Raw genomic sequence first — 14,640 nt, forward strand, 5'->3', positions numbered from 1 at the left:
ATGGTCTAGGGACTTACTTCTAGGTCTGTTCCAGGGATTTGCAATTAAAGGTGGCCAATGGCAATGGGGACTCATGGCAGCTTGGGTGAATGGCAACTTGGGTGAATGGCAACTGAAGTGCGGCGATCTAGCGATCAGGTCAACTCAATGGAGTCACTTGATCATCTAAATCAACGACATGGAAGGCAGCCAGTTTGGCCCTGCCAGCCTGGGTCGCAAACGCAGCCACCTGCACCGCGATTGAGTAGGAAGCTTCCTGGTTGCAGCATTCGCTAGCGAATTGCAGCAATTGTTAGTGAAGTCGTGACGGAGGTTTTAAGCATGGGATCGCGAGGGGCAAATGGAACGGTTATTGATCGGAAGTCACTGGCTTCCGATCAATCCGTGCGGCCCGCCATCCATCCCACGGCTCAAGTTCATCCGTTCGCCAATGTGGTTGGTCAAGTAACGATCGCCGCTGGGGCAAGGGTGGGGCCAGGCACATCGGTGCGAGCTGATCGGGGCGCAGCGTTCCACATCGGTGCGGGGGCATCGGTGGAAGATGGAGCGTTGATCCATGGGTTGGCCGACGGCTGTGTGTTGGGGGATGACGGCCAAGATTATGCGGTTTGGATTGGTGAATCGGCGACAGTATCACACCTGGCGCTGATTCATGGCCCCGCCTACATCGGCAGCGATTGCTTCATTGGCTTTCGATCGACCGTGTTTAATGCGCGGGTCGGCGATGGCTGTATTGTGATGATGCATGTGCTGATTCAAGACGTGGAAATTCCGTCGGGGCGTTACGTGCCGTCGGGTTCAACGATTCTGACGCAGGAACAGGCCGATGCGTTGCCGGTGGCTCGGGAGCGCGATCGGGAGTTTGTGCGCCAGTTGGCCGGGTTGGATCATTGGCCTGAGGGGGCGATCGCCAACCCGACGGGCAATTGGCCCGCCAACGGTTCTGCTGTTCAAGATTATCGTTCTGAAGGTTCTGGGGGTTCCGTGGTTACGACGACGTTGAGCGCCGAGTTGGTGCAACAGGTTCGCCAATTGCTGGCTCAGGGATACCAAGTCAGCGCTGAATATGCCGATGCACGCCGCTTCCGGGCCAATGCCTGGACGAGCTGCGCCCTGCCGCGATCGGCCTATGAAAGCGACGTGCTGACGGCCCTAGAAGGCTGCCTGCGTGATCACGCGGGTGAATATGTGCGGGTGATCGGAATTGATCCTGCGGTTAAGAAACGGGTTTATGAATCGGTTGTCCATCGCCCGGGCGACAAGGTGGGTCAAGGCACGGTCACCAGTGCCAAAGCCGGCCAACCGAGCAGCAACGGCAACGGCTCCAAAGCTCCGACCAGCAATGGTGCGGTTGGTGGTGATTTGGCCACCCAAGTGCGCCAACTGCTAGCCCAGGGCTACCAAATTGGTACGGAACATGCGGATCCGCGCCGCTTCCGGGCCAATGCTTGGACGAGCTGCAAGCCGATCGACTCCACCAGCGAGTCCCAGGTGTTGAGCCAGCTCCAAGGCTGCTTGACCGACCACGCGGGCGAATATGTGCGCCTGATTGGGATTGATAAACGGGCTAAGAAGCGCGTTTTTGAATCGGTGATTCAACGGCCCGACGGTTCCGGAGCCAAGGCGGTGGCCGGTGCTTCGGCAGCCGCTGCCAGCAATGGTGCAGCGGTGGCTACGGGTGGCATTTCGGCGGAAGCAGCAGCCCAAATTCGGCAACTGGTGGCCCGGGGTTGCAAAATCACGGCGGAATTTGCCGATGTGCGTCGCTTCCGAGCCAACGCTTGGACGACTTGCGGTTCGGTGCAAGCCACTTCGGAACGGGAGGCGATCGCGTCCTTGAGCGCCTGCATGGCCGAGCACGCCACCGCCTATGTGCGTTTGGTGGCTGTGGAACCCGGCAGCAAGCGCCGCGCCGCTGAAATCATTGTTCAGCGTCCCGGTGTGCAAGCGGCCAACAATGCGGTGAGCTTCAGCGCTCCTGCGGCGGCCAGCACCAATGGCTCTGCTCCGGTGAGTGCCGGAAACGTGCCCGCTGCCGTGGCCCAGCAAATTCAAAAGCTCCTGAGCCAAGGCTACCGAATTGGCGCTGAATATGCCGATGCGCGTCGGTTCCGGGCTAATGCTTGGACGAGCTGCGGCGGTCTGGAAGGCTCCTCGGCTAACCAAGTGCTGGCGGCCCTGACGGCTTGCTTGGCAAATAATCCCACAAGCTACGTGCGTGTGATTGGCATCGACCCGACGGCCAAGAAGCGCGTTTACGAAGAAGTGGTTCAGCGTCCCGGTCGCTAAGACCCGGAGGCCCCCATCCCCCTATTCGGCTGCCGCATGATGACCCTGCAACCGCTACATCCGGTGGACGATCGCCAGTCCTGGATTTCCGGCGAAGTGACGCTTGATCCAACGGCGACGATCGCCCCCGGGGTGCTGTTACAGGCGGATCCGGGCAGCCGAATTACGATCGGCCCCCACGTGACGATCGGGATGGGTGCTGTTGTCCATGCCTGTCAAGGGGGGCAGATTGTCCTGGAAGCCTCGGCCCATCTGGGGGCCGCTGTGCTGCTGATTGGTGCGGTACGGGTGGGCCGATCGGCTTGCATTGGCCCCAGCACAACTGTTTTGAACCAGTCGATCGCCCCTGGTCAGCGAATTGCGCCGGGTCAATACTTAGGAGATTCAGACCTAGGAGATTCAGACCTAGGAGATTCAGGAACTCAAAATTCAAATCCGGGAAATTCAGGGGCTGAAAATCCAGGGGCTAAGAATCTAAATACGGGAGATTTGAGGGCTGAAGATTTACCGGCCGCCGCTCAGTTCAACCAGAGCCTGATCGCCCCCAGCCCGCAACCAACCGCCCCGGTGACCGACGACCCGCCCGATCCGTTGCCCTCTCCCTGGGATGAGGACGATGAAGAACGCCAGGATCGGAGCGGCCGTTTCTACCGCCCGGGATTTTCCGGGAGTCCTTTTCCGCCTGCACCGCCCGCCGCGCCGCCCTTGCCGGAACCCGTGCCCTACCAAGCACCGCCGGGTTTGGCTCCCGGTGTCAGCCCCATCCAGCCGCGCCCGATCGCCACGCCAGCCATTCTTCCCGGCACTTCAGCAACCTCAACCACTTCAGAGCCGCTGACCTCGACACCGACTGTGGCCGAGCCGCCGCCCACCCCAAGCGCGATCGTCACCCAAACCACTGAGCATCAAATCGTGGAGCAAAAGGTGGAAGTCTATGGACGCAGCCACGTGAATCGGTTGCTGTCCATGATGTTTCCCTATCAGCAATCCCTGAACGGAACCCATGGAGCCGGTCAACTGCCCTCTGCCCACTCGCCAGGCGCGGATGATCGGGATGAACCCTAAGTCCCTGTTCACCCGATCGCGCCAATCTCTGTGGCGGGCCGAACCTGTGGCAGGCCTAAGATAGAGGCAGCAATGTTCTGAATTGCCCCGATCGTTCCCCTTGCGTCCCTCCCTTTTCTCCGATGACCGCTGCCACTCCCGCAAATCAATCTGCCCTCGGCATGGTCTCAACCCGCAGTTTTCCGGCAATTGTCGGCACTGCGGACATGATGCTGAAATCTTCGGGGGTGACCCTGGTGGGTTTCGAGAAAACCGGTAGCGGCCATTGCACCGCGATCGTGCGGGGCAACGTTGCTGATGTGCGAATTGCCGTGGAAGCTGGCGCAGAAACTGCCGGACAATTTGGGCAACTGGTGGGCAAAACCGTGATTCCGCGGCCGCTGCCTAACTTGGATGCGGTGTTGCCGATTCGGCCACCCAGTTGGGACGCTTTGGCGGAAATGCCCCGCAGCCCGTTTGCTAATCAAGCGGTGGGCTTATTAGAAACCGTCGGCTTTCCGGCCATGGTGGGAGCCGCCGATGCCATGCTCAAGGGAGCCGATGTGCGGTTGGCCGCCTACGAGACGATCGGGGATGGCCTTTGCACCGCCATCATTCGCGGCTCCGTGGCTGACGTGGGCATGGCGATTCAAATTGGCATGGCTGAAGCAGAACGGATTGGCCAACTCCACGCGGTGATGGTGATTCCCCGAGCCTTGGAAGACTTGGAACGGGCCTTGCCCTTGGCGGAACATTGGCAAGCGACAGTGGAAACTCGCCGGGCGATCCCGATCGAGCTGCATCAAGTGGAGCGGCGGGTGATGCAACCGGTGGCCCTGCCGGAGCTGCAACGCTTAGAACCGGTGGAGCTGCCGATGCGTGAGCCTCAGCAGTTGGAACGTTTTGAGGAGCGCCTCTAGGACGCGCTTGGCTTTCGTGATGGTTGCCTGACTGAAGCCAATCTGCATCCGGCCAAGCTGCAACCAGCCAAAACCTGCAAATTGAATAGCCGAGTTAATCGCCCCTGAGCATGATGATTGCGCCAGGGGCTAATTTTGCGGCTGATTTTAGCGACGGGCCGTTACCGTGCCCGTCAAGTTGGCCAGTAGGGTTTCCACCGCCGCATCATATTGGGGATCGACCCGATCGGGGGCGGATCGATCCCCAATCGGCAGCGGGGGTGGGCCATCAATGGGACGATTCGGCTCAATGCCGGCTTGGTTGATATCCCGGTGGGATGGGGTTTCATATTTAGCGATGGTCACCGCCAGTCCGGAGCCGTCGGCCAAATCAAACAGGGATTGAATTAACCCCTTGCCAAAGGTGCGTTCGCCCACCAATTGGGCCCGGCCGCTATCTTGCAACGCCCCGGCCAAAATCTCGCTGGCGCTGGCGGTTCCCCGATTCACCAACACCACCAACGGCGCGTCGGTGAGGGCATTGCCGCTGGCCTCGAAGGAGTCGAACACCCCTTGGCGATTCACCGTATAAACGATCGGCCCGCTATCAATCCATTGTCGGGCGATCGCAATGCCCGCCTGTAGCAGTCCGCCGGGATTATTGCGCAGATCGAGCACAAACCCCTCAGCCCCTTGTCGCGACAGTTGCTTGATGGCGGTGGCCATTTCCGCCGCTGCGTTGCCATTGAACTGGCTGAGGCGCAGGTAGCCAATATTGCGCCCCTGATCGCGCCGCAACTCCGCCACTACCGGATTAATCGCAATGCGATCGCGCACCAAGTCGTAGTCCTTAGGTTCCGGTTCCCCCGATCGCTGAATTTGCAATCGCACCTGACTGCCCGAGGGGCCACGCATCCGCTCCGCCGCCTCATCCAAGCTCATGGCCTTGGTGGGGATGCCGTTAATGCTCAGAATTTGATCCTGGGGCAAAATTCCCGCGCGATCGGCCGGTGAACCCGCCAAGGGAGCCACCACCGTCAAAGCGCCCGTTTCGGGATCGAGCGCGATTTGTAACCCCACCCCGGTCAGTTCCCCGGAGGTGTTGGTTTGCAAACTGCGATATTGCTCCGGCGACAGGAATCGGGTGAAGGGATCCCCCAAGACCGCCAGCATTTCTTGAATCGCTCCATAGGTTTCCGTTCGATCGCGCAAGGGCTTTTTCAGCGCCTTTTCACGAATCCACCACCAGTTTTGATGATTAAACGTGTCGTCTATATAAGCGCGGTTAACAATTCGCCATGCTTCACTCAGCAGCTTTTGCTCCTGGGTCATGGCCCAAGCGCGATCGGTGGGCCCACCCAGCCACAGCAGCAGCACCCACAACCCTAGGAGGAGTCCAACCCTAAATGGTTTTTGAATCAGATTCTTAAGCATGAAACCGATCCTAACTGCTGAAAGGGGCTTCCTCAAACCCTACCCAAAATTGTTTAACTTGCGAGGTCGAGTGACAACCCGGCCCGGCGCGATCGCCCCCTGAGCCATCCCCTTCCTGAGAATGGCTTACGGACTCCCCGGATGGGTCAGCGCCATAGCCAGGCACTCCCGAAGGCAAAGTAAATCCCCCCCTCCGCGCGATCGCACCACTGATCGGGTCTCCGTATCAGGTTGGGAGGATTTCCAGTGTGTTAAATTTTTTAAAAAGCGCCATGCATTTTTAAGTTTCAGCCTCATCCGTTTCCAGCAAGGGACTCCGCAGCTATGTCGAAACTGTACGAATGGTTCGACGAGCGTTTGGAAATCCAAGCACTCGCCGACGACGTGACGGACAAGTACGTTCCGCCCCACGTCAACATCTTCTACTGCCTGGGCGGTGTCACGCTGGTCTGTTTCCTGATCCAGTTTGCCACCGGCTTTGCCATGACCTTCTACTACAAGCCCACCGTGGCAGAAGCGTTCTCGTCGGTGCAATACCTCATGACCGACGTGAGCTTTGGCTGGCTGATCCGCTCCATCCACCGCTGGTCTGCCAGCATGATGGTGCTGATGATGATCCTGCACGTCTTCCGCGTGTACCTGACCGGTGGTTTCAAAAAGCCCCGCGAACTGACCTGGGTAACGGGTGTGGTGTTGGCCGTGTTGACCGTTTCCTTCGGTGTGACCGGCTACTCGCTGCCCTGGGACCAAGTGGGCTACTGGGCTGTGAAGATCGTGTCCGGCGTGCCTGAGGCAATCCCGGTCGTCGGTTCGACCATTGTTGAACTGCTGCGTGGTGGCGAAAGCGTTGGCCAAGGCACCCTCACTCGCTACTACAGCCTGCACACCTTCGTCCTGCCCTGGATGATCGCCGTGTTCATGCTGATGCACTTCCTGATGATCCGCAAGCAAGGGATCTCGGGCCCCCTCTAAAGATGCGCTACCGGGTGTGGCTGGCTTGGTGCTCATTCGCCGGTTGTTGAATTGTGTATCACCGTCTTGAACTCCCTCGGGAGCTTTTTTAGGATTGGTCTTCAGGATTGGTCTTAAGGATCGTTCAGGATCGGACTAAAGAACACAGGGAGCAACCGGCTCCACCCTTGTCCCACCTGCCGTTTTAAATTCCCTTCACGGAGAAGCGTTTAGCGATGTCCATCCTCAAAAAGCCGGATCTGAGCGATCCGAACTTGCGCCTGAAGCTGGCCAAGGGCATGGGTCACAACTACTACGGTGAACCCGCTTGGCCGAACGATTTGCTCTATGTGTTCCCGGTGGTGATCCTGGGAACCTTCGCCCTGATGGTGGGTCTGGCTGTGCTGGATCCGGCGATCGTGGGTGAACCGGCGGATCCGTTTGCCACGCCGCTGGAAATTCTGCCGGAGTGGTACCTGTATCCGGTGTTCCAAATCCTGCGGATTCTGCCGAACAAGCTGTTGGGTATCGCCTGCATGGGCGGCATTCCTCTGGGCTTGATGCTGGTTCCGTTCATTGAGAACGTGAACAAGTTCCAAAACCCCTTCCGTCGTCCGGTGGCCATGGCTTCGTTCCTGTTTGGAACTGCCTTTGCCATCTGGTTGGGTATCGGCGCAATCATGCCGATCGACAAGTCCCTGACCTTGGGCCTGTTCTAAGGCAGCGGGTTTGCTGGACAACTGCTGAAACTGATTGCGGCGATTAGTTGCTATCAGTTGCCATTGATATCAAACGGGGCGATCGATTCAGTTCGATCGCCCCGTTTTGATTGGGTTCTTGATTGGATTCTTGATTGAATTTTTGCTTGGTTTGGGCTTTCTGTTTAGTTTCATCTTTTTATTGCTGGCTTAAGCTCAAGTACCGAATTGCCTATTTTGGTTGTTGTATTCCGTTTTTGTATTCTAAAGATCTTGTCTTGAGCTTAGCAAACTGATAAGCGGCTTTCGTTTTGCAGAGCTAATTGAGAATTCCCTGATTTTTAGACCGTTTTTGAGCAAATTCGATTGACTTTCCCTGGGGGCATGAGTATCATCTTGCTCAATAAATCCTAAAAGCCGATCGGAATACCGGGGTTTATAAAAAACAGCCTGCCCCCCTTCAGCCAAGCACCATGCGATTGTCTCTCCTCCAATCCCTGCAAGCTCTCCGCTCACAGCTCGACCCCCTGAACTCAAAGGCCCAGCGCCTTGGCCGCCGCACAGCCCTGCGATCGATCGCCCTGGCCGTGGCCAGCGGACTCAGTGTTTTGGCACTGTCGCCCACCAGCACCAATGCGGCGAGCGCACGCCTAGGCAATCCGTCTCCCCAAAATCAGCCGTTACAAATTAGCCAGAACAAGCCTGTAGAAATTACCTTGGTGACCTATGCCGTTACCAGAGCTGCCTACGACAAAATCATTCCGTTGTTCGTGGAGAAATGGAAACGCGAACAGGGACAAGATGTTGTTGTTAACGCCAGCTATGGTGGCTCCGGATCCCAAACGCGCGCGGTTTTGGATGGTCTAGAAGCGGACGTGGTAGCGTTGGCCTTGGCCGCAGATACCAAGCGCCTAGAAAAGGGCGGTTTAATTAACCCCGGTTGGGAAAGTGAAGCGCCCAATAATGCGATCGTGACGCGATCGGTGATTGCGTTCGTCACCCGTCAGGGCAATCCCAAAGGCGTGCGAAATTGGGCAGATTTGCTGAAGCCCGAAGTCAGCATCATTACCGCCAATCCCAAAACTTCTGGGGTGGCTCGCTGGAATTTCCTGGGTCTTTGGGGATCGATCTCCCATACCGGTGGCAGCGAAGAACAAGCCTTGGACTATGTGCGGCAGGTTTATCGCAAGGTGCCGGTGCTGCCTAAGGATGCTCGTGAATCGTCGGATGTGTTTTTCCGAGCGAATCAAGGCGATGTGTTGCTGAACTATGAAAACGAAGTGATTTTGGCCGGACTGCAAGGCCAACAATCCCTGTTCTATGTGGTTCCGCAAACCAATATTTCGATCGACACGCCTGTAGCAGTGGTTGACAAAATTGTTGACCGTCGTGGCACTCGGGCGGTGTCAGAAGCCTTCGTGAAATTCCTGTTTACCCCAGAAGCCCAACGTGAATTTGCCAAAGTTGGTTTCCGTCCTGTGGATCCCGGCATTGCTCGCGAGTTTGAAAACAAATTCCCCAAGGTGAACAAACTCTACACGGTCAATGATTTTGGTGGGTGGGATGCCGTCAATAAAAAGTTCTTTGATGAGGGTGCAATCTTCGACCAAATCTATACCAACCGCTAGTGAAAGATGCTTTTGAGCAACATCAAAAGTAATTAACTTTCTGGAGTGGCTTGACTAGTTTGTTGAAGAATGTCGAGGTTAACTCAAAGGCAGTTTTTGCAAGTTCACGAAAATGAGTGAATTTGCGAAGGCAGCCTTTCCTTGTAAGCAAAGACGTTAACCTCGAATGACTTCTCTGATGATGTTGTGTGGTCTTGTTTGCCTTCATTGCTTGCCTCTAGTGAATTATCTCGTCAATTGACGTGACGCTTCCTTCCTCGCTCCCTAATCGTGGCTTTACCTAAACTGTTTCCTTCATTACCGAATTTGGACTCTCTGGCTTTTGAACGAAAGACCGGAGAGTTTCAGCCCTCGATCGAGGTCGATTTGGCGGCGAATCCTGATGACGATTCCCCCGAGGCGATCGCTTGGCTGCATGTTCTAGAAAGTCCGGTTCCACAATCGAAGAAATTGTTTTGGGGCACGATGGCTTTGGCACTGGGCCTACATCTTGTGCTCGGCTTCATTTCCACTGGAGATGAGGCAAAAGCACCGCCCACCAATCCTCAAGAGAAAAAGGTGCGCATCGTACAGTTGCCGATGCCGGGCCAACCGATCGCGAAGGCAGCCCCCCTGACACCGGCACGACCCACACCGCCCGCGCGATCGCCCATTCAACGACCGGCCATTAGCCGCCCTATTTCACGTCCAGCCCAGCGACCGATCGTGCAGCGGCCTCGCCAAACCCCGCCACCCGCGACGACCCCGCCTGCCACCACCGCACCCGCGACCACTGCACCCGCGACCACCGCCCCACCCGCCACCGGAGCCAACCCCTGGCAAGACTTTCCACAATATCCAGGGGCGAAACCAGGCTGCTTTAATTTGCAGTCTTGCCTCAGTACGGGCAAATCCCTGGCGGAAGTGTCGCAGTTTTTCCAAAAGGAATTGGCGGCTCGCAAGTATTCAGTTCAACCGGCTAATGGCAGTGCCAACGGCGGGATTGTTTTGCAGGTTTCCCGTGATGGGTTAACGCAATTTTTGAGCATTTTGAATGCGGAGGAATTGGGGGCAATTTATGTTTTGTCAGAGCAGCCTGTTGGCTTGGGAGATTTGACCAAGGCGATCGAAGTGCCGAATGAAATCTACAGCGTGCTGAGTGGTTTGGCGGCAGAGGATGCAACCGCCGCTCAGTTTGCTCAACCCAATGATTTCTTCCCGGCTGGCACGGCTCGATCGGAAATTGCTGCCATGAAGTTTGTGGCCGGCGAAGATCCGACGACGTTCTTTGATGCCTATTTCCGCACCAACCTGGTCAACAACGGCTTTGATCCCCAAGAAACCAATCAACAATATGGCGGCGGTTTTGTTTATCGCGTGAAAAAAGCCAGCTTGGTGCTTTACCTCAACCTAGTACCCACGGCTGACAATAGCGGCACGATCGTGGTTGTTTGGCGGGTTGCACCTCAATGAGGCATTAACCCAGCCGCACAAAACCAGAATTACCTGGGCGATCGCTTGTTCAATTTCCAATGATCAATTCCCCAAGAATATGAACTAATTGGTTTTCTCTTAATCGCCCTATCGTAGCCATTGTTCAGGAACCCAAATAGGAGCTAGGAATCGATGTCGAATTTGTTTCAGTTGATTGCTGTTGGTGGGCCGGTGATGATTCCCATTGTGGGGATGTCGATCGCTACCGTGGGTTGTGGACTAGAGCGATCGTGGTTTTGGTATCAACTCCTGAGCCGTGAAGATCGCATTGTGCGGGAAGTCTTAGAAGCCGCCCACTACGATTTGGCAGATGCAGCAGCGATCGCCCGCCAAGCCAAGGAATTGCCGATCGGGCGGTTTTTATTAGCTCCTTTGCGGCTACAAGATCCCACCCCAGAAACCTTTCGCCTAGCCCTGGAAACGGCAGCCGATCGCGAGTTTATTGAAATGCATCGTGGGGACAAACTCCTCGAAAGTGTTGTGGGCATCGCCCCACTCCTGGGTCTATTGGGAACGGTGACCGGCTTGATTGCCACCTTTGCCAACCTGAACATCGGTGGATCCGGAGGTGGAGAAGAAGCTAGTAAAGCAGCAGCCGGGATTGGGGAAGCCCTGACCACAACAGCTGGAGGAATGATCGCGGCGATTTTAGCCTTAAGTATCCTCAGAATTTTAGTAACTTTCCAAACTAAGCAAATGCAGTACTTCTCCCAGGTAGGCGCTGCCCTCGAACTGATTTATCGACAGGTTTGGTATGAGGCAAATCAAACCGAACCAGATTCAAATTCATCGGAATCGGAAGCCAGCTCCAGCCTAAATGGCATCAAGTCGAGATCTGATGAAAAGACCGCAACGACCAACTAGCTCATACCAGCTCAATTCATGAATGAATCGGGCATGAGTGAATCTGGATTGATGACAACCACAAGCTAATTTTTCAGGAGAACGTGATATGTATTCCCGCAATCGCCGTAATCAGTCTTCTTCGCAAATGCCCGAGGTTAACTTGGTGCCCATGATGGATGTGATCATGACCATTTTGACCTTTTTTATCATTGTCTCCATGACCTTGACGGGGAATAATAGCGCCCTGAAAATTAACCTGCCCAAGGCAGACGCTCCCCCAGCCAGCAAAGAAAAAACGCCCGACCCGCTGATGGTGAGCCTGTCCAGTACTGGGCAAATTTCGGTGGGTAGCCAACTGGTTTCCGAAGCAGATTTGATCTCGCAGGTGCAAACCTATTTGAGCAAAAGTCCCGAAGGTGCTGTTTTATTAAAAGCCGATAACAAAGTTGCCTATGAGCAACTCGCCAAACTCTTGGGTAAGTTGCAGCAAGCCGGGGGCGATCGCGTGTCGTTGTCGATCGAGTCACCCTAGAGGATTATTTGAAAAAACTTTAATTTGACTGGAATCTTGATCTATTTCACTATTTATTGATCATGCTAATTAGTGCTCGATCGGCGATCGCCCTGGCTGGCTTGGGGCTGCTTCTAGGAGGCTGCTCCAAACTCGACACGGAAAAAATTTCCGCTCAAATTCAGCAGGAATTACTCAACGCCAAAGTGCCGGTCAACCAGTTGCGTTGTCCAGCAAACTTAACCCCTCGGACGGGGCAAACTTTTGAATGTGTGGGCAAGCTGGAACCGGAGGGCAATTTCTTTGTGGCTGTGACCCAAGTGGACGATCGCGCCATCATTCGTTGGGAAGTGATTAACTCTTGGCGGCTGTTGGATTTAGGTTCTTTGCAGACTGATTTACAGACAGCCTTAGCGGTTCAAGAATCAACCAGCGGCCCCAGCAACAGCCTAAAAATTGACTGTGGACAACCCTATCGAGTGGTTTCACCGGGCGATCGCTTTGAATGCCAAGTGATTGGGGCAGGACAGGTGCGATCGATCACGGTGGATGTGCGCGATCAGGGTCAAATCACCTGGCAAACGCCCCCGCCGGCCTTGACGGCCCAGCGGCCCAGCAATCTACCAGCCCAGGCGATCGCCCCCGGAACCAGTCCCAATCCCGCCAGCACCGCTCCCGCCGCCGACAATAAACCAGCCGCCCCCGCTCGGGGCCCGGCTAAGGATGCGACCGGCTGGACAGAATTAGCCGACTAACCGACCTGGGTTGACCTTGGGAGATTCCGGCGCTTAATGGCCAACCCAAATCACTTCGGGGCCGTCTTCGTCGTCTTCCCAGTCTTCGTCCTCATCAAAGTCTTCCTCATCACCGCGCAGAGGGCGATCGATCATGGTGGGCACCTCCAAAACGACAGGGCCCAACTCATCCAGCCAATCCCAAACCCGCTGCAACAAGCCATCCAAGTTATGGCGGGTGGCGGCGGACACCTTCAGAATTGGTTCCGGGTGGTGGGGTTGCAGCTCTTCAATCAGGGTGTTGACCCAATCGGCATCCACCGCGTCCACTTTGTTAATGGCCAGGATTTGCGGGCGATCGGTCAGGCCGCGCCCATAGGCCTGCAGCTCGTTTTGAATCGTGTGATAGGCCGCGATCGGGTCTTCTCCGGTCGCATCCACCAAGTGCAACAGCAGCCGCGTCCGTTCAATGTGCCGCAGAAACTCATGACCCAGACCCAAGCCCTCGTGGGCCCCTTCAATCAAACCGGGAATGTCCGCAAATACCGTGCCATCGCCCGTGGGCCGGCGCACCACGCCCAAGTTCGGCACGAGGGTGGTGAAGGGGTAGTCGGCAATTTTCGGCTTGGCCGCCGAGAGCGCGGAAATCATGGTGGACTTGCCCGCATTCGGCAGCCCCACGATCCCCACCTCCGCCAACAGCTTCAGCTCCAAATACAGCCGAAATTCTTCGCCGGGTAACCCAGGCAGGGCCAGTTCCGGTGCGCGGTTCCGGTTGCTCAAAAAATGGGCATTCCCGAGGCCGCCCTTGCCCCCTTTGGCGATGCAAATCCGCTGGCTGGGTTGCACCAAATCGGCCACCAGTACCCGGGTGTTGGCATCATAAACCGCTGTTCCGCAGGGCACTTCCACCACCAAATCTTCGCCGCTGCGGCCGGTGCAATTGTTGGGGCCGCCGCGCATTCCATCTTGGGCCTTGAAGCGAGCGTTGTAGCGAAAGTCCAATAGGGTTTGTAGGCGATCGGTGGCGACAAAGTAAACGGAGCCGCCCCGACCCCCGTTACCGCCAGCGGGGCCCCCGGCGGGCACATATTTTTCCCGACGAAAGGCAACGATGCCGTCGCCCCCGTTGCCAGCTTGGACGACGATTTCTGAATGATCAATAAATTGCATGAAATAGTGGCGCGAAATGATGGGAAAGCAGCATTGGGGAAGTCCAGCAACCCTAGCCGGGGATCGCAGATGATCCGGGAGATGAAGGCTCGCGATCGAGCTAGCGGTGGCTTTGGGTTGGGCGGAGATCCCCGATCGCCCCCAGAACCCACCTAGCAGTAGGGGGTGATGTCTTCACCACAGTCGTCTGCCAAGTAGGAGAGAGCACGGAATCGCAACCCCATGAGCTGGTCGTAGAGTGGGTTGAGCTTGCACATGGGGGGAATGTGGGCCAGCTTGCGCCCAAAAACGACCACATCCCGCTCGAAGGGGCATTGGGCGGGGATCATTTTACAGAGAAAGTGCGCAACTTTGGGATTGTGAATTTCCAAACCATCGAGCCAATGGCGCACGGGGTTGAGCACATCGCCCCGGTGTGGGTCGGTGTGGGTCTGAATCGGCTCGGCGCAATTGAGGGTTTGTTGTAGGGCTTCAAAGGCGGGAATTTTGCGGCCAAGGGCGGTGCTGAACTGCCGAATGAGCTGATCTTCAGAGTCGGAGTAAATGCCGTCTGCGATCGCCACCATCACGGCGGTGCGCAGGAAGTTGTCCGCGTGGTGGGGGTCGTCTCCGAGTTCGGCGGCCAGTTCTTCGGGGGTGAGGGGTTCGAGGATGGCTTCAGGGTCGAGGGTTTCGTGGGTGAGGGAGGTGATGATTTCCCGTTCTTCATCATCAAGGTGACCATCGGCCCAAGCAACGGTGGTCAGGCCTCGCAACCACAGCAGGGTACGAACGCGATCGGATGGTTCTGCCACAAGAGTCATAAAAACTGACACCTAATCGCAACTTTGTGTCTCAATCCCTTTGTGTCTTGATCAATATCCTAAGAGGGGCGATCGCGCCCTGGCCCGCAGTACCCACTTCTCTTAACAACTGATCTTTGAACAACGGATCACAACTGTTTTAACAACTGAATCTGGC

The 14,640-nt window shown here is 56.2% G+C and carries 14 protein-coding genes; 11 read left to right on the forward strand and 3 right to left on the reverse strand.

Annotation, left to right across the window (positions count from 1 at the left end):
• Positions 1 to 384: 384 nt before the first annotated feature.
• The 3 genes from ACZA91_RS12740 (at position 385) to ACZA91_RS12750 (ending at position 4,253) form a co-directional block, all read left to right on the forward strand.
• On the forward strand, positions 385 to 2,289 hold the full coding sequence (locus ACZA91_RS12740) for a ribulose bisphosphate carboxylase small subunit (protein WP_463182505.1): 1,905 nt from the start codon (positions 385 to 387) through the stop codon (positions 2,287 to 2,289).
• A gap of 36 nt (positions 2,290 to 2,325) precedes the next feature.
• Positions 2,326 to 3,354 (forward strand): LbetaH domain-containing protein, encoded by a 1,029-nt coding sequence (locus ACZA91_RS12745; RefSeq protein ID WP_190526986.1) that lies wholly within the window; start codon positions 2,326 to 2,328, stop codon positions 3,352 to 3,354.
• A gap of 122 nt (positions 3,355 to 3,476) precedes the next feature.
• Complete coding sequence (locus ACZA91_RS12750; protein WP_099533294.1) at positions 3,477 to 4,253, forward strand: BMC domain-containing protein; 777 nt, start codon at positions 3,477 to 3,479, stop codon at positions 4,251 to 4,253.
• 147 nt (positions 4,254 to 4,400) lie between these two features.
• Here the strand turns inward: ACZA91_RS12750 and ctpA are convergent, their stop codons facing one another.
• Complete coding sequence (ctpA, locus tag ACZA91_RS12755) at positions 4,401 to 5,666, reverse strand: carboxyl-terminal processing protease CtpA (RefSeq protein ID WP_199309211.1); 1,266 nt, start codon at positions 5,664 to 5,666, stop codon at positions 4,401 to 4,403.
• Between the two features lie 324 nt (positions 5,667 to 5,990).
• On the opposite strand from ctpA, the gene petB reads away from it, so the two are divergent.
• The 7 genes from petB (at position 5,991) to ACZA91_RS12790 (ending at position 12,528) form a co-directional block, all read left to right on the forward strand.
• Positions 5,991 to 6,638, forward strand: coding sequence for a cytochrome b6 (petB, locus tag ACZA91_RS12760; protein WP_099533293.1), 648 nt, complete (start codon positions 5,991 to 5,993; stop codon positions 6,636 to 6,638).
• Between the two features lie 215 nt (positions 6,639 to 6,853).
• Positions 6,854 to 7,336, forward strand: coding sequence for a cytochrome b6-f complex subunit IV (gene petD, locus ACZA91_RS12765; protein WP_099533292.1), 483 nt, complete (start codon positions 6,854 to 6,856; stop codon positions 7,334 to 7,336).
• 452 nt (positions 7,337 to 7,788) lie between these two features.
• The gene (locus ACZA91_RS12770; RefSeq protein ID WP_463182506.1) at positions 7,789 to 8,943 is read left to right on the forward strand and encodes a sulfate ABC transporter substrate-binding protein; all 1,155 of its coding nucleotides are present in this window, start codon (positions 7,789 to 7,791) and stop codon (positions 8,941 to 8,943) included.
• 270 nt (positions 8,944 to 9,213) lie between these two features.
• Positions 9,214 to 10,395 (forward strand): hypothetical protein, encoded by a 1,182-nt coding sequence (locus tag ACZA91_RS12775; protein WP_463182507.1) that lies wholly within the window; start codon positions 9,214 to 9,216, stop codon positions 10,393 to 10,395.
• A 153-nt stretch (positions 10,396 to 10,548) separates the two neighbouring features.
• A complete protein-coding gene (locus ACZA91_RS12780) occupies positions 10,549 to 11,280 on the forward strand; it encodes a MotA/TolQ/ExbB proton channel family protein (protein ID WP_463182508.1) in 732 nt (243 codons plus the stop codon).
• 88 nt (positions 11,281 to 11,368) lie between these two features.
• Complete coding sequence (locus ACZA91_RS12785; RefSeq protein WP_463182509.1) at positions 11,369 to 11,794, forward strand: ExbD/TolR family protein; 426 nt, start codon at positions 11,369 to 11,371, stop codon at positions 11,792 to 11,794.
• Positions 11,795 to 11,856: 62 nt separating this feature from the next.
• Complete coding sequence (locus ACZA91_RS12790; RefSeq protein WP_463182510.1) at positions 11,857 to 12,528, forward strand: DUF4333 domain-containing protein; 672 nt, start codon at positions 11,857 to 11,859, stop codon at positions 12,526 to 12,528.
• Between the two features lie 33 nt (positions 12,529 to 12,561).
• Here the strand turns inward: ACZA91_RS12790 and obgE are convergent, their stop codons facing one another.
• Positions 12,562 to 13,680 carry a GTPase ObgE gene (gene obgE, locus ACZA91_RS12795; RefSeq protein ID WP_463182511.1) on the reverse strand — a complete coding sequence of 373 codons (1,119 nt, stop codon included), beginning with the start codon at positions 13,678 to 13,680 and terminating at the stop codon, positions 12,562 to 12,564.
• 6 nt (positions 13,681 to 13,686) lie between these two features.
• Here obgE and ACZA91_RS12800 point away from each other — a divergent pair, with 6 nt between their 5' ends.
• Positions 13,687 to 13,836 (forward strand): hypothetical protein, encoded by a 150-nt coding sequence (locus ACZA91_RS12800; RefSeq protein ID WP_463182512.1) that lies wholly within the window; start codon positions 13,687 to 13,689, stop codon positions 13,834 to 13,836.
• On the opposite strand, the gene ACZA91_RS12805 is transcribed toward ACZA91_RS12800, so the two are convergent.
• Positions 13,833 to 14,483, reverse strand: coding sequence for a Mo-dependent nitrogenase C-terminal domain-containing protein (locus ACZA91_RS12805; RefSeq protein WP_463182513.1), 651 nt, complete (start codon positions 14,481 to 14,483; stop codon positions 13,833 to 13,835). The genes ACZA91_RS12800 and ACZA91_RS12805 overlap by 4 nt on opposite strands.
• Positions 14,484 to 14,640 lie beyond the last annotated feature (157 nt).

Source organism: Limnothrix sp. CMB-01, assembly GCF_055193175.1.